The 24,602-nt window shown below is 53.9% G+C and carries 8 protein-coding genes; all 8 read left to right on the top strand.

The genetic code is table 11. The annotated features are described in order from the left end of the window. Window positions 1-27: 27 nt before the first annotated feature. The 8 genes from AOB54_05440 (at window position 28) to AOB54_05405 (ending at window position 24,589) form a co-directional block, all read left to right on the top strand. Window positions 28-1,938, top strand: coding sequence for a 7TM-DISM domain-containing protein (locus tag AOB54_05440; protein WVN40961.1), 1,911 nt, complete (start codon window positions 28-30; stop codon window positions 1,936-1,938). Continuing rightward, window positions 1,914-2,600, top strand: a complete 687-nt coding sequence (locus AOB54_05435) for a response regulator transcription factor (GenBank protein ID WVN40960.1) — start codon at window positions 1,914-1,916, stop codon at window positions 2,598-2,600. Before AOB54_05440 ends, AOB54_05435 begins: the two co-directional genes overlap by 25 nt. Continuing rightward, the gene (locus AOB54_05430; protein ID WVN40959.1) at window positions 2,576-4,558 is read left to right on the top strand and encodes a 7TM-DISM domain-containing protein; all 1,983 of its coding nucleotides are present in this window, start codon (window positions 2,576-2,578) and stop codon (window positions 4,556-4,558) included. Before AOB54_05435 ends, AOB54_05430 begins: the two co-directional genes overlap by 25 nt. Beyond that, window positions 4,543-5,235: a response regulator transcription factor gene (locus AOB54_05425; GenBank protein WVN40958.1), complete on the top strand. Its 693-nt coding sequence runs from the start codon at window positions 4,543-4,545 to the stop codon at window positions 5,233-5,235. Before AOB54_05430 ends, AOB54_05425 begins: the two co-directional genes overlap by 16 nt. 80 nt (window positions 5,236-5,315) lie before the next feature. After that, window positions 5,316-16,775 carry an MBG domain-containing protein gene (locus AOB54_05420; protein ID WVN40957.1) on the top strand — a complete coding sequence of 3,820 codons (11,460 nt, stop codon included), beginning with the start codon at window positions 5,316-5,318 and terminating at the stop codon, window positions 16,773-16,775. After that, a complete protein-coding gene (locus AOB54_05415; protein WVN40956.1) occupies window positions 16,772-22,048 on the top strand; it encodes an MBG domain-containing protein in 5,277 nt (1,758 codons plus the stop codon). Before AOB54_05420 ends, AOB54_05415 begins: the two co-directional genes overlap by 4 nt. Window positions 22,049-22,091: 43 nt before the next feature. Continuing rightward, a complete protein-coding gene (locus AOB54_05410) occupies window positions 22,092-22,913 on the top strand; it encodes a peptidylprolyl isomerase (protein ID WVN40955.1) in 822 nt (273 codons plus the stop codon). A gap of 2 nt (window positions 22,914-22,915) precedes the next feature. Then, window positions 22,916-24,589 carry a ShlB/FhaC/HecB family hemolysin secretion/activation protein gene (locus AOB54_05405; protein ID WVN40954.1) on the top strand — a complete coding sequence of 558 codons (1,674 nt, stop codon included), beginning with the start codon at window positions 22,916-22,918 and terminating at the stop codon, window positions 24,587-24,589. Window positions 24,590-24,602 lie beyond the last annotated feature (13 nt).

Genomic DNA, 24,602 nt, shown 5'->3' with positions numbered 1-24,602 from the left:
AGCGATCGATCTGGTCGGGCGCAGGTGTTGCTGACCTTGCTACAAAGAGCTGCCATCGCAGCTCTTTGTTTTTTCTGTGTCACGGTGGTGTGGCCACGGGCGGCCCTGGCGGATGACACCAACCATGTTGTGGCGCAAGCCTGGTTCGAAGACCCCAGCAATAAGTTAACTTTTGCCGAGATTCAAGAAAAGCCGTTCACGCCGTACCAATGGTTTTTATCCAAAGGGTTTGGTGACTCCACCATTTGGGTGCGGCTTACCATTGACCCGCACAGTGACAAAACAGTGGTGGGGCCAGCGGCACGGTCGTTGATTCTAAAAATTCGGCCGCTCTATATCGACGAAATAGAGTTATTTGATCCGGCCGATCCGAGTGGCCTTCGCCGTATTACCGGGGACCAGTTTCCGGCCCGCGCTGCGGAATACCAATCCCTGAACTTTAACTTTGTGATTCCGCGGGGAGAGACCGAACGAGACATTTATCTGCGTGTTCGTTCCACCAGCACACGACTGCTGTATGTGCAGGCGTATCACCTGACGGATCTGCAGCGTGAAGACCGATCACAGCAGTTGTTGTTTGGTTTGTATTTGTCGCTAGTAAGCCTGTTTCTGGGCTGGGCCGCAATCACCTGGCTGAGCACTCGCGACCCGGTGATCTCTGCTTTTTTGGTAACACAGTTTTTTTCGCTCTGCCTTGGGTTGTCCATTTTCGGTTATGTCCGCGATTTTTTTGGCAGCGTATGGCCCCCGAGCGTGATTAACCAAATCACCAGCTATTCCAGCGTGCTGATCGTCACATCCGCCATTTTTTTCTATTACCGGTTCTGGCAAGAGTACAAACCCGCCAATGTATTACTCAAGGCATTGGGGGTGTTTTTCGTTATTGGGCTGGTGAACTTTGTGCTGCTGCTTTTTGGGCAGATTCGGTTGGCCTTGCAGATCAACATGACTCTGGTGTTGGTGGTGCCGTTTGTCACCTTTGCCATGGTCTTTACTGCCAAAGGCTGGCGTTTGCGCCAGCCAGATCAGCCACCACTGGTGCCCAGATGGCTAGTCTTCATGTACTTTGCCGCAAACTTGTTGGTGCTACTGGCTGGTGCACTGCCTGGGCTTGGGCTGGCGTCCGGTGGTGCGTATTCCATTTATGTTGGCCTGGCCCACGGCATTATCAATGGCGCCTTTGCGGTTGGCATTCTGCAATACCGCAGTTACTTGCTGTCGCAAAAAAGAGCCGCCCTGGCCATGGAGCTCACCATGGCCCAGCAGGAGGTCCAGCAAGAGCGGGCGTTTCGAGAAGAGCGTGAACGATTGTTGGCGATGCTGGCCCATGAGCTTCGCACGCCGCTAGCAACTGTGCGGCTATTGGTGGGTGAGCAGCAACTAAACGAAGAGAGCATTCGTCAAATCAAGCGATCGGTAGCGGAAATGAGCCTGGTGATTGAGCGTAGCGTTCAGGTGAATCAGCTCGATGAGTCAAAGCTGACGCCTGATATATCGGAGATTGATGCGGTCGGTGAAATCTCCGACATTGTCAGCGGCACGATTGAGAATTGGTCGGCCATTGATCTCAACGCCCCGGCATCGCTGCGCATCCGAACAGACGCACAATTTTTCCGCATGGTGATCTCCAACTTGATCGACAACGCCCTGAAGTATCGGGAAGAGGGCACTGGGGTGGGCATTACCGTCACCCCACGGGATGATCAACATGCAATTGAGCTGGTGGTTGAAAATACGCCTGGGCCCGCGGGCTTTCCCGACCCCGCCCAGGTCTACAACAAGTATTACCGAAGCCCCATGGCCTACCGGCAGACCGGCTCTGGCCTGGGCATGTATCTGGTCAAGGGCCTTTTGGCAGTGCTAAAAGGTAAAATCGATTACCGCCCTACAGCGGATAAAGTGAGGTTTTTTGTATGGCTGCCCAACTCTCTGTCTTAGTGGTTGAAGATCACGACATGCTGCGTAATGCCATGGTGTCGGCATTGAACAATGCCGGCCATAGCGCCAAGGGTGTCTTTAGTGCCGAAGATGTTGACGACACAACAAGCTTGCAGCCGCCTGACTTGTATGTCATTGATCTGAATCTACCGGGTGAAGATGGCCTGAGTCTTTCAAAGCGTCTCCGAGAGTCTCACCCGCGTGTGGGGATTGTCATGGTCACCGCACGATCAGAGATTAAAGATCGCATCAGTGGGTATGAGAGCGGCGCGGATATTTATCTGCCCAAGCCGGTCGACCCAGAGGAATTGTTGGCGGCCATCCAGGCCGTTGCCCACAGGGTCAGACCCGTTCCCAATGAATGCACCTTAACGCTTGATGCACTCAAGTTAAAAATACGCGGCCCAGCCGGCGAGGCGGGCGTCACCCAGTCGGAATCCAATTTGATCAGTGCATTCGTTCGTGCAAAGGGTGAACAGTTAGAGCGCTACCAGGTGGCCAATAGTCTGTGTGTGAATGGTGAAGTGTTAAATGCCACAAGCCTGGAAGTGCGGCTAAGCCGGCTGAGAAAAAAACTCAATCAAGTGGGCGCCGATGAGCCCACCATCAAAGCCATCCGTGGTCTTGGCTATAAGCTGTGTATCTCGGTGGCGATCAGTTAGCGTGGCGATTGATCGACGGCAGTCCTTGGTCTATCAAGATTCCCAACAACACAAGGCAGGCAGTGCGTCATAGGATTGCTTTTGTCGTCTTTCTGCTTGCTGTCGTTTTGGCGGGCATGCGGCCAAGCATGGCGGCTGATCTCATCACGGCCCGGGCCTGGTTTGAAGATAAAAGTGCCTCGCTGTCCTTTGAGCAGGCCAAAACCCAAGAATTTACGCCCTATACCGGGGTGCTGAGTCGCGGCATTGGCAAAGGGGTGATTTGGCTGCGGCTTACCTTTGACCCAACGGTCAAATCAACAGAAACATCGCTGGTGGCGGACCGTGCTGTCTTGCGTGTGCGGCCCACGTATTTAGACAGCATTGTTTTGTATGACCCCGCTCAGGACCTTGCACAGCCGAAAAAAAGTGGCGACCTGACCCCAGTGTCCCAAGATGAATTTCAGTCGCTCAATTTTAATTTCGTGCTTCCAAAGGGCGACCGGGCGCGCGACATTTATTTACGCGTGGAGAGCACCAGCACCCGGATGATCGAGGCTCAGGCCTTTACGCTGGCAGAGCTTCAGCGCGAAGACCAGGGCTTGCTGATCTTTTCTGGTCTGTATCTTGGGATTAGCGCGATATTTTTTCTGTGGGCCGTGTTCACCTGGTTTGTGACCAAGGATCGCATTGTGTTTGCCTTTATTTTTTCCCAGGCCTGCGCCGTGTGGATCGGGTTTACGATGTTTGGCTACGTAAGACTCTGGCTATCAGATAGCTGGGGGCCAGCGGTTGTTAATGAAATGCTCAGCTTTTCGGTGATCAGTGCGGTGCTGGCGGCAAGTTGGTTTTATTTCCGGTTGATTTCGGAATTCAAGCCACCGCTGGCCATGGTCTGGGTGTATCGCCTGCATATCGCAGCGGTGCTTACGGCATTTTTATTGTTTGTGTCGGGCAAACCCCATATCGCACTCACGATTAACTGGACAGCGGCCATGTTATTTCCCGTGATCAATTTGATCGCAGCATTCCTTGGGCGGGGCTGGCAGGAGACCAAGGTGCGGCTTTTGCCAAGATCGATCCTGCTTGGGTATTTTGGGGTGCTCTTGCTGATCATGCTGATCGCCGGAAGTGCCGGCATTGGCTTTCTTGCCCAGTCGAGCGCCTTTACGGTGTATGCCCCACTGGTGAATGGCATTGTGGCGGGGGCGCTGGCGGTGGCCGTGCTGCAGTACCGGGTGAATTTAAGCCAGAAATATCAAAATCTACTTCTGACCGAACTGGCGGTGAGCCAAAAAACCGCCAGCCAAGAACGTGAAAACCGTGAAGAGCGGGATCGCCTGCTGGCCATGCTGGGCCACGAACTAAAAACACCGCTATCGGCCATGCGCATGATGTTGGGCAACAGCCCCCCAACCAGCGACACGGTGGAACGCATCCTTAAAGCGATTAGTGAGATGGATTCGGTGATTGAGCGTAGTGTGCAGTCGGGCCGGGTGGAGTTCGATGCCACAAATCTTCAAGTCACGGCGGTGGATGTCTGCAAAGAGATCGCGCATTTAATTGCCGAGTGTCGCGAACCGGCTGCGGTGCAATCGGAACTGAATCCGGTTGGCAGTGTGCCCACTGACTATGAGTTTTTCCGGGTGATTGTGTCGAACCTGTTGGATAACGCCTGCAAGTACCGGGCCCATGGCAGTACCGTATTGGTGTTTTTAGAAAAAGCTTCGCGAACCAATGCTTCAGGCTTACAGCAACCCGGCTTTACGCTGGTGGTGGAAAATGTGCCAGGCCCGGCGGGTTTTCCTGACCCAGAAAAACTTTTCACAAAATATTATCGAAGCCCCATGGCCCACCGCCAGTCGGGCTCGGGCTTGGGTTCTTATCTGATCAAAGGCTTAATCCACAGACTCGGCGGCACTATTGAATACAGCCCCACGCCTGAGAAGGTACGATTTGTTTTATGGCATCCCCTTTGAATATTGTCGTGGTGGAAGACCACGATCTGCTGCGAGAGGCAACCGTGGCGGCACTGGCCAGTGCTGGCCACCATGTGGTTGGCTTGATCGCGGCTGAAGAACTAGAAGACAGCCCCCAGACGCACAACGCCGATATCTTTGTGCTGGATTTGAACCTGCCCGGTGAAGATGGCATCAGTCTGGCCAAGCGGCTTCGGGCGGCCAGTCCCCGTGTGGGGATCATCATGACCACTGCCAGAACCCATAGTGATCAGCGTGCCCAAGGCTATGAAAGCGGGGCGGACATTTACCTTTCAAAACCTGTCGCCCCCGAAGAACTGCTAGCGGCGGTAAGTTCGCTGGGCCGCAGGCTAAGAGGTACCGGACAAGAAGAGCGTCAACTCAGTTTAGACACCCAGGCCATGCAGTTACTGCACGGGGATATTCGGGTCAGCCTGACCCCCGGCGAGACTCAGCTGCTGGCAGCCTTTGCTCGGGCGCCCAACTTCACCTTGGAGCGATTTCAGGTGGCCGAGCACTTAAATATAGGGCTGGATCGGCTGGAGGACAGCGCGACGATGGAAGTGCGGGTGAGTAAGATCCGCAAAAAGTTAGAGCAGGCGGGCTGCACAGAAACCATTCGACCAATTCGTGGGGTAGGCTACCGCCTGGCGACTCCAATTGTCCTGAAATCTTAATCCGGACAAGTTCAGTACCACCCCCATCCCATTTACCTTCGTTAATGTTCGTAACCCATTGATTTTTATCATGTTGGGGTATGAACCGATCTTTCCGCTGCATCTGGAGCAGGGTCCACCATTGCATTGTCGTGGTGGCCGAGACCGTGCGCGCCCACGGCAAGGAGAAGTCTTCGGTTCGGCTGGTGTCGCGCAGTGTTGTTGTTGATAGCGAAGATGCGCAACAACAGATTAATGCGCCGCCAAACTTAAAAGTCTTTGCGCGGCTGATGGCGGCCTCTGGACTGCTGTCGTTCTTACCGTTTATTGCACATGCTGCGCCTGATGTAAACCAACTGCCCACCAATGGTCAGGTGGTGGCGGGCCAGGCCAGTATTAATTCTGGTGGTGCTGTAAATGCACCGGTGATGACGATTAATCAAAGCACCAACCGTGCAGTGATTAATTGGAGTGGGCATGACATTGGCGCCAATGCCCAGGTGAACTACGTGGTGCCCAGCGCCAGTAGTGCAACACTAAGCCGCGTGACCAGCGGTAACCCCACGCAGATCTTTGGAAGACTGACCAGTAATGGTCAGCTGTTTCTCACCAACCCCAGCGGCATTTTGTTTGGCAGAACGGCGAGCGTGGATGTGGGCGGCTTGGTGGCCACCACTCACAGTATTGGCAACGAAGACTTCATGGCGGGCAAATTGCGCTTCACCCGTGATGGCGCCACCGGCAGTGTGGTGAACGAAGGCCAGATCAAAGCCGCGTTAAATGGCTACATTGCGCTACTTGCGCCAGAAGTCAGAAACGAAGGCGTGATCGTGGCGCAGATGGGCACAGTTGCTTTGGCGGCTGGCGAAGCGTTTGAGCTCAACATTAACGATAAAAGCCTGGCTGGCATTCGCGTTGAGCCCGCCACCATTAAAACGCTGGTGGAAAACAAACACGCGGTGCATGCACCCGGCGGATTAATCATTCTGTCTTCCCGCGCCCAGAGTGAAATTCTGGGTGGTGTGGTGAAGCAATCCGGTGAACTGATTGCATCCAGCATTACCGAACGTGGCGGAAGAATTCTGCTGGAAGGTGATGACATCACCTTAACGGCGACATCAAAGATTGAAGCCAAGGGTGCTACCGGTGGTGGTGAAGTACTCGTGGGCGGTGGGTGGCAGGGTAAAGGTGACATGCACCAAGCCACAACTGTCGCCATGGCCGAGGGCGCCACCATCGATGCATCGGCCCTTGATACCGGCAGTGGCGGCACGGTGGTGTTGTGGTCTGATGTGCGCAACCCGAATTCCATTACTGCAGCACATGGATCCATCTTCGCCAAGGGTGGCGTGAACGGTGGTGATGGGGGGCAGATTGAGACGTCTGGGCGTCAACTTCACTACGACGGTATATCAGTGAGCACCCTTGCCGCCGACGGCACCGCAGGTAACTGGCTACTAGATCCCTACAACTTTTTTCTGGGTTCTAGTGAGCTGTCCACGCTTAATAGTAGCTTGTTGAGCAATAACGTCACGATCTCAACCGCAAGTTCAAGTGGTGGTGGATCAGACGGAGTCTTAGCGGGAACCTCGATAGCTGGTCATATTGTATTTTTCGACAACTTTAGTTACACGGGTAGTAATGCCCGAACGCTCACGCTGACCGCTGACAAGGATATTTGGATTAAAGGGAACATCACAGCAGATGGATCCGGTTCGTTAGGTCTAACGTTTAACGCGAGCGGCGATCGAGTTCTTCTGAACGGGGACATAACGACGAAGGGGGGTGCAATTACTTTCAACACTGGGACAGTACATCTCCAAAAAACCAGTGGCACCCAATCTGTCACCACTGGTGGCGGCAGTCTTGATTTCGGCAGCTCGAATATTCAGCTTTTGAGGCAATCAGGTAATGGTTCGGTTGCGCTCAACACCGGCTCGGGGGCTTTAACCTTGGGTACCGGTTCTTTGGGATACACGACTACATTTCATGATATCCATACGAGTTTTCTCCTTAGCGGTTGGGGTGGGGCGCACACCAACGGCTCGAAGACGTACGGCATCAATGTTGTTTCGGGACGCGAATACTCCACACGGCTATATTTTTGGGACAGCTGGGATAATGAACGGGGAGAATTGGTTGTCGTTGACGGGGCTTCTTGGTACTACTACTTTACTGCCCACCGAACGCACGGCGGCGGAGGCAACGAGTTATCAAACATAGTCGCGAACTACGGCACCCAGTATCAGATAACAGGACCAAGTGCCCTTGGGCGCTCTAGCTGGAATGATGTCTATGTCGATGTCACTTTTTTGGCACAGCATAACGGAACGCTCACTACCTGGACCAATACAAATCAAGACATCAATGATGAGAGCCTTGAGCTCCATCGTGTCAGAGAGACCTATACATCTTCAACTGGATATACCAACGGAGGGAGATCCCTATCGCTCACGACCACCTCGGGGCAAATTACAGGGTCGAAATCTATTTCTGGTATTTCCGCATTAAGCGTTACAACGAGTAATGGCAGCAGTTCACTGTCTGGGACTATTTCCGGTTCGGGCACGACCTTGACCAAAGCAGGCACGGGCACCTTTGCGCTGACGGCTAACAATACCTATACCGGAACCACCACGATCAACGATGGGGCGCTCGTGCTAAGAAACGACGCACCCAATCCCAGCAGCAAGACATTTACTGGGACAGGGCGTTTAGTCATTGAGCCGTCGTCAGCCAGCTTTTCCAGTACGTTCACAAATAGCGGCTGGAGTTTTGATTCGGGCTTGGGTAGTGTGACCATCGGGAAAAGCGGTAACTCTAGCGAAATCATAATTGAGAATGCGATCAGCATCGCTGGCCCAATCAGTATTTACGGCGGAAACGCTAGTCTCAGCGCCAATCTAACAAGTACAGCAAGTAGCGGAACCAGCATTTCCATCGTCGGGCAAAAGATTACCCAAGCCGCTGGTGTGAGCGTAACTACCAGCGGCGGAAATATCGAATATTCTGCTGCTGGAGGTGCATTCACTACAGGCGTAGATAACGCAATAAAAGTTGGGGCACTTTCTGGTAGCCGGGCGGTTATTGATGCCGGTGGTGGAAACATTACATTAAGTGGTGCCTTCGGTAGTAGCGGTGATCCAGGTACGGGTACAAACGATTTTGCACTTTGGCTGTTTGGTACAGATCTCAAGACTAGCGGCGTGGGTAACATCAGCATTACAGGTGATGCGGCGAACACAACAAGCACAGCATCTGTGTATGGTGTCAATCTCGGTGGGGGCACTTTAGTTCGAACAGAGACCGGCGCAATTTCGATTACTGGAACGGGTGGCAAAGTCTCGACTAATGCAAGGGGTGTCGTAGTAGACGGTCATAGCGTCAAAGTCTTATCTGCATCGGGTGCAATCACCTTAACGGATAAGCAAGCAGCCGGGTCGACAGGCATTTATAACGGGTTTTACTTAAAACCCAGCGTTTCGGCTGACATCTTTTTGGGTTCTGACGGCACCACACCCTTGTTGGGTTCATTTACGTCTAGTTCCTCGAATATTAAGATCCAGGCGGACAAACTCACATTTGAGGCAAATGGCAGCTACAAAACCAAAGTCAACACCACCGGAACGCTGACGGTAGAGTCGGTCAGTAATAGTTTTGCTGCCGCCTTGACCTGGCCGCTCAGCAATCTAAATTTTGGCAGCACATTGAGTGGCTTGAAGATTGGTAAGTCAACGAACACGGCGAATATCACGCTGGGATCTTCCCAGACCGTAAATGGATTAGTGAATATTTATGGTGGGAATGTTGAGCTAAGCGCGGCGATCACCACAACAAATACCTCCACGGGAGATATTTCCATCTTTACCTCTGGGTTGACTGGTAGTGGCGGTATCACCTTGGCAAATGGCCGTAGTTTTACGGTCACTCAGTCCGGCAATTCAACTTACAGTGGTCTTATTAGCGGTACGAACGCCTCGGTCGTTAAAGCCGGTGCCGGTTCCCTTGGTTTGAGTAATCTGGGCAATACATACTCGGGTGGAACTACTATTAGTGCAGGTAAGGTTTCGGTGGCTGATGCCGGCACACTTGGCACGGGATCGATAACGTTTAACGGTGGTGGTTTAGTGGCAACCGGTTCTAGCGCCTTCGACCTGACAAACGCTATTGCCCTCTCTGCTGCTGCAACAATTGAAAGCACAAACACAGGGGGAGTGACGTTCAGCGGGGGAATTACAAATGGCTCCCACCTTTTAACTGTCAATACCGATCAAGCGATCACCCTAAGCGGGAACATTGTTGGTTTGGCGGGTGGGCTGATCAAATCTGGCACCGGAACTTTATTGGTCTCGGGTACTAACACCTACACCGGTGGAACAACCGTCAGCGCTGGAACATTGAAACTCGGTTCAGCCACGGCACTAGGTGGTGCAGCTGGCGCGGTAACCGTGAATAATGGAGCGGTTTTAGATCTAAACGGACAGACTGTCGCTAACACTAACCCGCTAACAATCAGAGGTACGGGTGTTAATAGCGGTGGTGCGTTAATTAATAGCAGTGCTACGCCTGCATCTTATGCAGGTCTTCTAACCCTGAGCGCTACAAGCTCAATCGTTGGTGGTACTGGCGCCATCAATCTGACAAACGTTGGAACCATCACCGGCTCAGGGTTTGGCCTAACGCTGGGCGGCTCGCAAGGCGGGTCTATCGCAAGCATTATTGGCACGGGCACCGGCACAGTCACCAAGGTCGACGCCGGTACTTGGTTACTCACTGGCGCAAGTACTAACGCGGGCGCAACTTATGTTAACGCTGGCGCATTGCAAGTAGGTGATGGCGGAACATCGGGGGCACTCGGTGCGGGCTCGGTTTCTATTGCAGATGGTGCGTCGCTTGTATTTAACCGATTAGATGAGTTTACGGTCTCGAATGTTATTTCTTCGGTTGCGAGTGGTGAGAAGGGGTCACTAGTCAAAGAGGGAAGCGGAACCCTGATCTTAAGTGGGAACAGTCCTGGTCATTACGGGAAGACCCAAGTAAAAGCGGGTACGCTAAAGCTCGGAAGTGGGTCAGCGCTCGGCGTCTCGGCCGTTACGGTTGGCACATCGGATACCAGTACAGCATCATTGGATTTAAACAACTACAACACGGGGAGTCAGAATGTATCCATAACTCTATATGGATACGGCACGGGCGGTCAGGGTGGAGGTGTCGGGGCATTGACCAATAGTAATACGGCCTATGTTGGTAACGGCTATAAGGTAGATGGTTTAGTCACTCTTGGAAGCAATACCTATATCGGCGGCGCAGGGCATATAGAGATTAATAGAGCGATCGGCGGAGGGTACGCGCTTACGAAAGTCGGTGCTGGCAGGCTTTACTTCGGTGAAAACAATACTTACAGCGGCGGTACAGTGATCGTCGCAGGTGAGTTACACCTAGGAACTAATTCGTCTGATTATAAGGCTGGTACGCTCGGCATTGGTGATGTGATTAACAATGGCTTACTTCAGGTCAATCGTGCTGACAACATAACGATTGCCAATAACATCAGCGGAAGCGGTGGGTTCACAAAGTACGGCTCAGGCTCATTAACTCTAACTGGCAACAACAGCTATGCAGGACTTACAGATGTTTATAAAGGTGAGTTGATTGTTGGTGACGGAAAAACCGCGGGCACTCTGGGGTCTGGAAGTGTAAGGCTTTCGCCGTTCGACAAGACGGTTTCGTCAAAGCTTGTATTCAATCGTAGCGATGATCTCGTGATCGCCAATACCATCAACGGCACTGAGGGAGGAAGCCTTGAGCAGCGCGGTAGCGGAAAAATCACCCTTACGAAAACCAATGCTTATGGTGGCACAACAACAATTTCTGCAGGTGCCCTGCAAATCGGTAACGGTGGCAGTACCGGTACTCTCGGTAAAGGTGCTGTAACAAACAATGGAACCTTGATATTTAACCGGTCGGATAGTGTTTCTATCGCAAACGTTATCAGTGGCATCGGTGCGCTGACCAAGGAAGGCAGCGGGACATTTACTTTGACGGCTAACCAGACCTACAGCGGTGCTACATCTATAAACGCTGGCGTTTTGGTTTTATCTAACAATGCCCCCGCATCCAATACTTCGGGTTTTTCCGGTGCTGGCACACTGCGCATAGAGCCGACAGATGGAGACTTTACGAGTGACTTCTCAAACAGCGGGTGGGTCTTTGGGGCTACTCTCGGTGGGCTTACCATCGGTAAAGCCACTAGTGCAAATGGCACATCTGACAAGAAAGTAACTATTGCATCTGCAATATTAATTGCCGGGTCGGTTACTGTGTATGGCGGTGATATTGCAGTTAATGCCGCCCTAACGTCAACGACAGGTAATCTTAATCTGCATGCCACAGGTTCGGTAACGCAGACAGCGGCAATTACTGCCTCTGGTCTTGGGCTTCAGGGTTCGGGTAGCTTCACCCTGACCAACAGTTCGAACAATGTCGCCACGATTGCGGCTGGAAGCAGTACCGCCCGTATTGGTGCGCTGTCGTTTGCTGATGCCAGTGGTGGTTTAACAATTGGCACGGTCAACCCAACGGGTATTTACTCGTCTGGTGATGTGTTTATTCAGACACTCAGCGGTAATCTGACGATCGCAGAAAACATCAACACCACCAGCACCACGTCGACTGCTATTCGTGTAGCAGCGGGAACAAGCGCAGCACGTGGTGGCACAGGTACACCAGCATCTGGCAATATCATTGTGAACGGTAGCCCTGTGCTTTCCGCTGGAACCGGCGGAACGATTGGTCTGTACACCGGCAGCATTAGCGACAGCACTGGGCTTACCGCGCTTATTGGGTCGGCTAGCGGGAACTTCCGTTACAACACCAGCATTAACTCTTCGGGCACGGTTACGGCGGGTTACTCAACTGCGCTCGCTACTAATCAGGTTAACGCGCTGTATCGCGAGCAGCCCACAGCAACAATTACGGTTGCTGGCAAGAGCATGACGTACGGAGATAGCCTGCCCACTCTTACGTCCACGGTCAGCACGCTGCAAAATGGTGACAAGGCAGAGAACATGATAGGCGACAGCACCCTGTCTGTCACCGCAGGTGTTGCCGGCACATCGACATCCGGGAACTTCAATTACGGAACGCACTCAATAGGCGTTGCGAGTGCAGTAGACAAGCTTGGCTACAGTCTGAGCTATACCCCCGGCACACTCACCGTTGGCAAACGGGCGGTCTCAGTTAGTGGTGTGTCTGCCGCTGACAAGCCCTATGATGGATCAGATAGCGCGACGCTAAGCTACGCAAACTTAAGCTTTGGCAACTCAATTGCCGGCGACCTGCTGACTATTACTGCAGGTTCGGGTAAATTTGACAACAAGAACGCGGGCGAGAACAAAACCGTTTCGCTAACAAACTTTAGCTACGGTGGCGCAGATCTTGGCAACTACACGGTTACGGATCAGCCTAGTGTTATGGCCAACATTACCAAGCGTGTCGTTTCGCTGTCGGCAGTTAAGACCTATGACGGATCGAACAGCCTGACGGGTAGCCAGGTGACGATTGGCAACTTGGTGGGCTCTGAGAAGCTGACCTACACGGGGGCGACGTCATCGAGTAAGCACGTGGCTGCGGCCGGAAAGTACATCGACGCGATCACCCTGGGCGATGCTACGGATGGAAGTGGTGGTCTGGAATCGAACTATCAGCTGCCCACCTTAAACGTTGCTAACGCACCGGTGACGATTACGGCCAAGACACTCACGCCCACGATTAGCAACACCGGTGTGACCAAGGTCTATGACGGTACAACCGCCGCACCTGATGGGTTTACACCGACCTATACCTTTAGCGGCTTGATTACCGATGACACGGCGGCGGTGCTGACCAACACCGGGGCCGCTTACAACAGTGCCACGGTGGCTGGTGCCAACCAGATCACGGTGTCGGGCTTGGCTATCGGCAGCATCACGGGCACCAATAGCTCACAGGCCACAGACTACGTACTGGATGCCACCAGCAAAACGGTAGCCGCTACGATCAGCCGGGCCACACTCACCGTAACAGCAGATAACAAGAGCAGGGTATACGGGGATGCAAACCCGATTTTTAGCCAGACGATTACGGGCTATGTCAATGGCGAGAATAAAACTTCCGCTGGGGTCACGGGCTCTGCAACGGGCAGTACCGTCGCTACATCAACTTCTGATGTTGGCAGCTACACGATCACCGGTAGCACGGGTAACCTGGCTGCAGCCAACTACAGCTTCAGCACCGCTGATGGCACCCTTAGCATTGGGCAACGTGCAATCACACTAACCGCAAGCAACCAGAGTAAGACCTATGGTGATGCGTTAGTGCTTGGTACGTCAGCTTTCAGTCTAACGTCGGGCAGCTTTGCAACGGGCGAGTTGGCAACCAGTGCCACGCTGAGCGCAGCCAATGGCTATGCCGCTTCCACCACGCAAGGGGTGGGCACCTATGCAAACGAGATCCAAATTGCGGGCGCTACTGGCACCGGTGGGTTTAACGCGAGCAACTACAGCATTACGTATACGCCGGGTAGCTTGACTATCAATGCCCGCCCGGTCACGGTCACAGCAGTCGCCAAAACCAAGGTTTATGGTGAGACTGACCCGTCTTTGACCTACAACGTTGCGGCTGACGGGGTTGGCACGAGCCGTGGCTTGGCCAATAGTGAAACCTTAACCGGTGCATTAGCTCGCTCGGCTGGCGAAAACGTCGGTTCCTATGCAATTGGTCAGGGCACATTAATCAATAGCAACAACAGTAACTACGCCATTTCGTATGTGGCCGATAACCTGAGCGTTACCGCCCGCCCAATTACCCTAAAGGCAAGCAACCAGAGCAAGACCTATGGTGATGCGTTAGTCCTTGGTACGTCAGCCTTCAGTCTTACGTCGGGCAGCTTTGCAACGGGCGAGTTGGCAACCAGTGCTACGCTGAGCGCAGCCAATGGATATGCCGCTTCCACCACGCAAGGGGTTGGCACCTATGCAAACGAAATCCAAATTGCGGGCGCGACTGGCACCGGTGGATTTAACGCTAGCAACTACAGCATTACGTATACGCCGGGTAGCCTGACCATCAATGCCCGCCCGGTCACGGTCACAGCAGTCGCCAAAACCAAGGTTTATGGTGAGACTGACCCGTCTTTGACCTATAGCGTTGCGGCTGACGGGGTTGGCACGAGCCGTGGCTTGGCCAATAGTGAAACCTTAACCGGCGCGTTGGCCCGCTCGGCTGGTGAAAACGTAGGCAACTATGCAATAGGCCAGGGCACATTAATCAATAGCAACAACAGTAACTACGCCATTACCTATGTTGGCAATGCCCTGACGATCACCCCGCGTACGGTGACTTTGTCAGCCACGAAGACTTACGACGGCTCTACATCACTTACGGGTAGCCAGGTGACGATTGGCACAGGGGTGGGCAGTGAGACGCTAACGTATACCAACGCCTCTGCTAACAGCAAACACGTTGCGGGTGCCGACGGTAACACCACCACGGCCGATAACTTTATTGCTGCGATCACGCTTGCCAACGGCAGTAACGGTGGCTTGGCAGGCAACTACCAGCTGCCCACACTCAATGCGACCAACGCACCGGTGACGATTACGGCCAAGACACTCACGCCCACGGTGAGTAACACTGGGGTGACCAAGGTCTATGATGGCACCACGGCAGCACCAACAGGGTTTACACCGACCTATACCTTTAGCGGCTTGATTACCGATGACACGGCGGCGGTGCTGACCAACACCGGGGCCGCTTACAACAGTGCCACGGTGGCTGGTGCCAACCAGATCACGGTGTCGGGCTTGGCTATCGGCAGCATCACGGGTACCAATAGCTCACAGGCCACAGACTACGTACTGGATGCCACCAGCAAAACGGTGGCGGCTACCATTAGCCGGGCTAGTCTGACCGTAACAGCCGATAACAAGAGCAGGGTGTACGGGGATGCGAACCCCACCTTTAGCCAGACGATCACGGGCTATGTTAATGGTGAGAACGCCACCTCTGCCAATGTGACCGGTTCAGCAACGGGCAGCAGTGCCGCTACAGCCACGTCTAATGTTGGCAGCTACACGATTACGGGCAGCACGGGCAATCTGGCTGCAGCTAACTACAGCTTCACCGCCGCTGATGGCGCGCTCACAGTAAACCAGCGCCCGATTACAGTCACGGCAGCCGCCAAAACCAAGATCTATGGTGAGACGGATCCGTCGTTAACCTACAGCGTTGCAGCCGATGGGGTTGGCACGAGTCGTGGCTTGGCCAATGGTGAAACCTTAACCGGCGCGTTGGCCCGCTCGGCTGGTGAAAACGTAGGCAACTATGCAATAGGCCAGGGCACATTAACCAATAGCAACAACAGCAACTACGCGATTACCTATGTTGGCGATAACCTGAGCGTTACTGCCCGCCCGATCACTGTCACAGCAGTCGCCAAAACCAAGGTTTATGGTGAAACGGATCCGTTGCTGACCTACACACTCGAGGCTGCTGGCACGAGCCGTGGTCTTGTGAATGGTGACACCTTCACCGGAAGCCTTGCCCGTGCGGCAGGAGAGAATGTTGGTAGCTACGCGATCGGTCAGGGTACGGTGGCTAATAGTAACTACGCCATCACGTATGTGGCCGATAACCTGAGCGTTACTGCCCGCCCAATTACCTTGACCGCCAGCAACCAGAGCAAGACGTATGGTGATGCGTTAGTCCTTGGTACGTCAGCCTTCAGTCTAACGTCGGGCAGCTATGCAACGGGCGAGTTGGCAACCAGTGCCACGCTGAGCGCAGCCAATGGCTATGCCGCTTCCACCACGCAAGGGGTGGGCACCTATGCAAACGAGATCCAAATTGCGGGCGCTACTGGCACCGGTGGGTTTAACGCGAGCAACTACAGCATTACTTATACGCCGGGTAACCTGACCATTAATGCCCGCCCGGTCACGGTCACAGCAGTCGCCAAAACCAAGGTTTATGGTGAGACGGATCCGTCGTTAACCTACAGCGTTTCAGCCGATGGGGTTGGCACGAGCCGTGGCTTGGCCAATGGTGAAACCTTAACCGGTGCATTATCCCGCTCGGCTGGTGAAAACGTAGGCAACTATGCAATAGGCCAGGGCACATTAACCAATAGCAACAACAGCAACTACGCGATTACCTATGTTGGCGATAACCTGAGCGTTACTGCCCGCCCAATTACCCTAAAGGCAAGCAACCAGAGCAAGACCTATGGCGATGGCTTGGTCTTAGGCACGACTGCCTTCAGTCTAACGTCGGGCAGCTATGCAACGGGCGAGTTGGCAACTAGTGCCACGCTGAGCGCAGCGAATGGCTATGCCGCTTCCACCACGCAAGGGGTGGGCACCTATGCAAACGAGATCCAAATTGCGGGCGCTACTGGCACCGGTGGGTTTAACGCGAGCAACTACAGCATTACTTATACGCCGGGTAAACCATTAATGCCCGCCCGGTCACGGTCACAGCAGTCGCCAAAACCAAGGTTTATGGTGAGACTGACCCGTCTTTGACCTATAGCGTTGCGGCTGACGGGGTTGGCACGAGCCGTGGCTTGGCCAATGGTGAAACCTTAACCGGCGCGTTGGCCCGCTCGGCTGGTGAAAACGTAGGCAACTATGCAATAGGCCAGGGCACATTAACCAATAGCAACAACAGTAACTATGCTATTACGTATGTAGCCGATAGCCTGACGGTAACGCGTCGACCGATCACGCTGACCGCCAACGCAGCAACCAAGATTTATGGCGATGCTGATGCAGCTCTATCAGTAACAGCGTCTGCCACTGGGGCAGGGGTGGGGATTGCCACAACGGCAAACGGCAATACGGTCAACGACACGCTGGCTGATATTACCGGTACGCTTAGCCGCCAGGCCGGAAGTAACGTAGGTAGTTACGACATTGCCTTAGGTAGTGGATCCAAGGCTGCCAACTACGACATCACCTTTGCAGCCGATAACAATGCCTTCACGATCACCCGCCGTACCGTTACTTTGTCTGCTGAAAAGACCTACGATGGATCGACTAGCCTGACCGGTAACCAGGTGACGATTGGCAACTTGGTGGGCTCTGAGAAGCTGACCTACACTGGGGCAACCTCATCGAGTAAGCATGTGGCTACGGCCGGGAAGTACATCGACGCGATCACCCTGGTCGATGCTACGGATGGAAGTGGTGGTCTTGAATCGAACTATCAGCTGCCCACCTTAAGCGTTGCGAACGCACCGGTGACGATTACGGCCAAGACACTCACGCCCACGATTAGCAACACCGGTGTGACTAAGGTCTATGACGGTACGACCACTGCGCCGGGTGGGTTTACACCGACCTATACCTTTAGCGGCTTGATTACCGATGACACGGCGGCGGTGCTGACCAACACCGGGGCCGCTTACAACAGTGCCACGGTGGCTGGTGCCAACCAGATCACGGTGTCGGGCTTGGCTATCGGCAGCATCACGGGCACCAATAGCTCACAGGCCACAGACTACGTACTGGATGCCACCAGCAAAACGGTGGCGGCTACCATTAGCCGGGCTAGTCTGACCGTAACAGCCGATAACAAGAGCAGGGTGTACGGGGATGCGAACCCCACCTTTAGCCAGACGATCACGGGCTATGTTAATGGTGAGAACGCCACCTCTGCCAATGTGACCGGTTCAGCAACGGGCAGCAGTGCCGCTACAGCCACGTCTAATGTTGGCAGCTACACGATTACGGGCAGCACGGGCAATCTGGCTGCAGCTAACTACAGCTTCACCGCCGCTGATGGCGCGCTCACAGTAAACCAGCGCCCGATCACCCTTACGGCCACTAACCAGAGCAAGACCTATGGCGATGGCTTGGTCTTGGGCACGTCAGCCTTCAGGCTAACGTCGGGCAGCTTTGCAACTGGGGAGTCAGCCACGGCTGCTACGCTTAGTTCAGCAAACGGATATGACGCCTCGACCACCCGAGGGGTGGGGGCCTATGCAAACGAGATTCAAATTGCGGGTGCCACGGGCACCGGTGGGTTTAACGCGAGCAACTACCAAATCTCATATGTGCCCGGTGATTTGACGATACGCCCCCGAACAGTCACGTTAACTGCCACAAAGGTTTACGACGGCTCTACATCACTTACGGGTAGCCAGGTGACGATTGGCACAGGGGTGGGCAGTGAGACGCTAACGTATACCAACGCCTCTGCCAACAGCAAACACGTTGCGGGTGCCGACGGTAACACCACCACGGCCGATAACTTTATTGCTGCGATCACGCTTGCCGACGGCAGTAACGGTGGCTTGGCAGGCAACTACCAGCTGCCCACACTCAATGCGACCAACGCGCCGGTAACAATTACGGCTAAGACACTCACTCCCACGGTGAGTAACACTGGGGTGACCAAGGTCTATGACGGTACAACCACTGCGCCGGGTGGGTTTACACCGACCTATACCTTTAGCGGCTTGATTACCGATGACACGGCGGCGGTGCTGACCAACACCGGGGCCGCTTACAACAGTGCCACGGTGGCTGGTGCCAACCAGATCACGGTGTCGGGCTTGGCTATCGGCAGCATCACGGGTACCAATAGCTCACAGGCCACAGACTACGTACTGGATGCCACCAGCAAAACGGTGGCGGCCGCCATCACCCCAGCCACGCTTAGCGCAACCGGCACAAAAGTCTACGACGGCAGCACAAGCTTTGCAGGTTCAGAGTTGACGGTTGCGGGGGTTAACAATGAAGTCTTTACTGCAAGCGGCTTTGGCTTACTGTCAAGCCGTAACGTACAAACCAATGAAAAGCTGAGTAGCGTGGCGGGCCTGGTCCTAAGTGGCAGGGCTGGGGCCGAGCTTTCGAACTATTTCGCTCTCACGGTGGAAGACACCACCGTGTCGGTCACGCGCAAAAGCGTCACACTCTCGGCACCGTCTGTCAGCAAAGTTTACGACGGAAGTGATGTCTATGAGACAAAAGACGCCGATCTGAAGGCTCTTTCCGGCAAACTGATGGGCAGTGACACCGTGAGCGCTGCGGACATTTTATTTGCAAGTAAAGATGCCAATACCACCGGGATTTCGGTCACGCTGAGTAATGTCAATATTGACGACGGAAACGCTGGCTTAAATTACAACGTTGGCTACGCACCAAGCACGGGCACCATTACCCCAGCCCCGCTTACGGTTCGCGCCGTGGATGATGCAGACTTCGTCACAAAGGCGGATTCAAGACCCAACTACGCAGGGGTCGTCTATACCGGTTTTGTTGCCGGAGAAACGGCTGCCAACTTGGTTTCGAACCAAAAATTTACAATCGGTACGGTCACCAGACCCGATAAAAGCGATACTGCTGCCAAGACTTATTCGGGAGTCTTAGTGCCGACAGGCTTTGGTGCAACCAACTACGCCATCACCCCGGTAAATGGCAGCTACACCATTGTGCCGGCCGACACGCTTCTTGTGCGCGTGGCCCAAGCCACTGCTGAGTATTCAGCGGCGCCTTCCTATACCGTAACGGGTCAGTACCTGAAGTCCGATAACACGTTGATCAGCCCCATTGCGCCAACGCTTAGTGCTGGGGTGTACACGATTGATGACGGTGCGGGTAGTGTGGCCAGTTTCAAGGTGGCTCCGGTTGGCACAACGCTAAGCCGCGCCGGTCATGTGATTGTGGGGGGCTACAACCTTGATGCGTCAGATGTGGCTGTGAAGAGCGCATCCGTTAAACCCAATTTCGAGAAGATGGTGTTGGTGGGTGCGCTTCAGGTAACACCGAAAATTTTGAACAACGTCACTAACGACAACCCAAAATATCTTGGTATTACATCATTTGAAAAAGAGTATGACGGCAACGCAAGTATTGTCGGGGCAAACTTAAATTTCGATCCGAAAACTGCGGGAGTGTTGGCAAACGACCAAGTGACAGTTCAGGGTGTTGGCTATTTTAATGACCGACATGTGGGCGTGGGTAAGCAAGTTACGCTAAGCATGGCGTTGCGCGGTACTAAAGTCGGTGATGACTCAAAAAACTACGCTTTGCCAGAGCCAAAATTGACGGACAATATCGGAACAATCACTCAGCGTGCGGAAGTCAGTTATGAGGGCACCGATGGTGGCGATTGGTCAAGCGCTCAAAATTGGGCAGGCGGCGCGATTCCCGATGGCAACAACGTGGGCCGTATCGTGATTCCCCAGGGAGTGTCCACGGTTTATGACAGTGATCGCTTCGGCGCAACTCAGGCGGTGATCAATAACGCCGGCACGGTAACGCTTACGCCAAGTACGAACTTCACATTAGCCAATCTGCTCACAGGCTCGGGTGTCTTTGCGCAAGCCGGGCTGGGAACGCTCACGGTGTCAGGCACCAATACGGGCTTTGCCGGCAGTTTGGACATTGGGGTAGGGGAGGTGGTGATTGGTAACGCGAACGCCCTGGGCGTAAGCCCCCGTGTCACATCCGCTGGCGGCCGCTTAAACATCACCAAGGGGTTGGAGCTTCCATCGCTCACCATTAACGGTACAGCAACCGTGCTTTCTGCCGTGAAGACCACGGGCAATCAGATCTACAACGGGGCGTTGACTTTCTTGAGCTCCGGTACGCCCGTAGCTGAAGCCAATGCTTCCGACCCAGCGGCTGCAGCCATAGCGAACTTTTCATCTGCACAAGGCAACATTACGTTTAATGGCACGGTAAGCGCAGGAGCAGGTTCCAAGGCGGCAAAGCGCTCGCTAGTGGTGAGCGCCGCCAACGGCACCGTAACCGTGAATGATCAGATCGGTGTGTCGCTGGTGGACCGATCCCAGCCGAACTATCAGACGATTGCCTGGAATTCGTATAGCGGCACAACGGGCGTGAACCCCTACGCAGTTGACATTAATGCGGGCAGCATTCGCCTTAATGCCGACATCACCAGCTTTGAAACGCAGCGCTATGTTGGGCCGGTGAGCATTGGCAATAATGGGACTAACGGCACGACACGGCTATTGGCTTCGCTTGATCCCTCCATCACGTTCTTGGGTGCCATCAATGACACCGTGGAAGGCCAGCACACCCTGATTTTGCGCGCGATCTCTCTGAACGCAGGCAATGGGCAGGTTCCTGTAATCCAAACCCAAGATATCGGTAAGACACTTGCGCTGGCCGGCTTTGATGCACGGGTAGGTGTGCAGTGGGACGAGGACCAGAGCAGCGTGGCCGATATCGCTCCCACCACCGATGCTGCAGGCCGCGCCTATTCAGATGCTTCCCGCAAGGCGTTTATTGGGCAGATTGACATTGATGGCTCGGTATCCACCATTGGAGACCAGATCTATGCAGGCCAGAAGCTTAATTTCAATGGCACCGCGCCAATCCTGCGCAGCAAAGACGGCAGCATTGAGATGGTCTGGGGGTTGAACGCACCCAACAATGGCAACATAAATATAGGAAAAACAGTGTTCCAGCGCTCCTTCCGTGGCCTTGGGGCAGGTTCTAATCTAGCCGCGCTCCTGGGCCAGCTAGGCATTGAATTCGATGTGGACCTGATCCCAACGGCCGATGCCGGGGACCTGCACCAGCAAAAAGACCGCTTTGTTCGCCGCCGGGAAGTCGAGCGGCTGGAACAGGGTCTAGAGACCGTGTCGGCCAGCGTGGAGATCGGTAAACTGGAAGACGCTAGCGGTACAATGGTCCGCGTTAGCGCCGTTGATGGGGGCATCCTTTCGGAAACTGACAGGCAAAAGGCGGATTCGAGTGAGAATAAGCCGCTCGATTGTAGCGACCAAGTATTTGCGCTCAATAACGTCGAGATCTGCCGTTAATCAGGCGGGGGGGTGCGCTTAATAAAAACTGGGGAAGGTTGTCGTGAAATTGGATCGTATTTATAAGCTGTCGTTATCAAAATTAACCACTGGGTTTGTTGCATTTACGCTAGCGCTGATGACATCAGCAGCAATGGCCCAGACCATGCCAACAGTCAATGGCAAACGCCTTTCTGCTGACTTACTGAATCAAACCATTGCGGCAAACGTTGCCCAGGGCCAAACAGACAGCCCAGAACTTCGACAAATCATTCTGGAAGAGATGATCAATCGCGAGGTGCTGGCTCAAGATGCACAACGCAAAAAACTTGATCAGTCAAAAGAAGCCACGCTGCGTTTAGAACAATTACGTCAGTCGCTACTTGTTGATTTGGCGCTAGCCGACTATTTCGAGAAAAACCCAATCACCGAAGCTGCACTTAAAGACGAATACAAGCGACAGACCGAAGCGATGGGGTCGATGGGGCCACTGCTGCAATACCAGCTTCGCCTGGCGGTGTTCGAGACTGAAGCCAAGGCCCGTGATGCCATCAAGCGAATCCGCGACGGCAAATCTTTTGAAGAGATCGCCCGCAAAGAATCTAGCGATGCCAGCCGATCCAATGGAGGTCTTTTGGATTGGTTGCTACCGAATCAGCTGCTGCCGGCCGTATCAAATGTGATTGTGAATTTGTCTAAGGGTGGCGTGACTGCGGCCCCCATACAGACAAACAATGGCTGGAACGTGGTCCGTGTGGAAGACACACGGCCATTTAAATTGCCGAAATATGAAGAGTCGGTGGAGCAGCTGCGCGCTAGCCTGATTCAGCAGCGCCGGGTGGCGTATATCAATGACCTGCGCAAAGCGGCAAAAATTACACGCTAATCATGCGCCCAACTATCCAACACCATCGCCTTGGCCGGGTTGCACTAGCACTAGGCTTTTTGGGTTTGGGTGGGGCAGTGCTTGCTCAAACCCAGCCAGACGCCGGATCTCTACTTCAGCAAATCGAGCGTGAGCGTGAATTGATACTGCCCAAGCGGGTAGAGCCCCGCAAAGAGCCACTTCCACAAGACTTAAAAGAAATTCCCGGTCTCACGGTCACCGCCAAATCGTTTCTGTTCAATGGCAACACAATCTTTAGTAGCGAAGAGCTCGCGCCACTCCTGGTTGAGTTTCTAAACCGGCCGATTGGTTTTTCTGACTTAATGCGGGCGGCGGACACTATCGCCGAGCATTACCGCAAAGCAGGGTGGGTGGTACGCGTTTATCTGCCCAAGCAAGACATTACCCAGGGCGTGATCACCATTCAAATTGTTGAAGCGGTATTTGGTGGCGCCGTATTCGAGGGCGACCCACCCAAGCGATTGTCCAAAGCACGTATTCAAAGCCTGATTGAGGCTCAACAGCCCATTGGTAGCCTGTTGCATAACGACAAAATTGATCGTGGACTGCTACTGGCTGACGATCTGCCGGGAGTGATGGTGTCGGGCAGTCTGGTGGCAGGTACCGCCGATGGACAGACAGACCTGGCTATCCGAACCGTAGACGAGCCCTTTGCACAGGTGGACTTAAGTGCCGATAACACCGCGTCTCGCGCAACTGGCGCAGAGCGGGCCACCGCAAACGCAGTTTTTGCCAGCCCCTTTGGCTATGGGGATTCCATTTCTGCAATCGCATTGCATACCGAGGGCAGTGACTATGTTCGCCTGGCCTATAGCGCTCCGCTAGGGCGAGACGGTATTCGAGTGGGCGTGAACGGATCTTATTTAAAGTACAAAGTTATCACCGACGAATCAAAAGCCGCTGGGCTCAAGGGTGACTCTCAAACGGCTGGATTTGAAATAAGTTACCCAGTGTTGCGCAGCCGCTTGACTAACTTGTACTTGCAGGGAACGCTTGACCGAAAAATGTTCGAAAACGAACAGTCGGGTGCTATTTCAAGCGATTACGAGACCGATGTTGCAGGCCTTACGTTTTACGGCAACCTATTTGATTCTTTAGGGGGCGGGGGAAGTAACTCCTTTAGCCTGGGGGTGAATCGTGGAAACCCCAGCGTGTCGGTTGGTGCCGAAGTAAAAAAAGATGACTTCACCAAGTACAAATACAGCCTAAGCCGACAACAGGTGATTACAGAAGCCTTGTCCGTGAGCCTGGCACTCAATGGCCAGCACAGTAACAAGGGGCTGGATTCATCAGAAAAGTTTTCCCTGGGCGGCTCCAGTGGTGTGCGTGCTTATCCTTCGGGTGAGGCGTCTGGGACAATCGCGCAGATGGTGAATCTGGATGTGCGCTGGAAGGTAGTACCCAGTGTCACTGCCAGCGTGTTTTACGATTGGGGCAAGGTAAAGAATCGTGATGACCCGACCCTAAAAGATCGCGTAACACTGAAGGGTGGGGGCCTTGGCCTGGCCTGGGCAGTCCCGAACACCGGATTAAATCTGAAAGCCGTCTGGGCCCGTCGAGACGGCGATAACCCCAACCCAACGCCAGCTGGTAACGATCAAGACGGAAGCCTGAAGAAAAACCGTTATTGGCTCACGGCCAGTTACGCGTTTTGATACTTCTGAATAA

It is taken from the genome of beta proteobacterium MWH-UniP1, assembly GCA_036362785.1.
Classification (GTDB): domain Bacteria; phylum Pseudomonadota; class Gammaproteobacteria; order Burkholderiales; family Burkholderiaceae_A; genus Lacustribacter.
The sequence above is the reverse complement of the archived record's forward strand: the minus strand, read 5'-3'. Positions and strand labels throughout refer to the sequence as shown.

What these genes read in the sequence shown, in the direction of transcription:
- AOB54_05405 (WVN40954.1), top strand. Translation starts at nt 22,916, where the DNA reads ATGCGCCCAACTATCCAACACCATCGCCTTGGCCGGGTTGCACTAGCA.
- AOB54_05425 (WVN40958.1), top strand. Translation starts at nt 4,543, where the DNA reads ATGGCATCCCCTTTGAATATTGTCGTGGTGGAAGACCACGATCTGCTG.
- AOB54_05435 (WVN40960.1), top strand. Translation starts at nt 1,914, where the DNA reads ATGGCTGCCCAACTCTCTGTCTTAGTGGTTGAAGATCACGACATGCTG.
- AOB54_05420 (WVN40957.1), top strand. Translation starts at nt 5,316, where the DNA reads ATGAACCGATCTTTCCGCTGCATCTGGAGCAGGGTCCACCATTGCATT.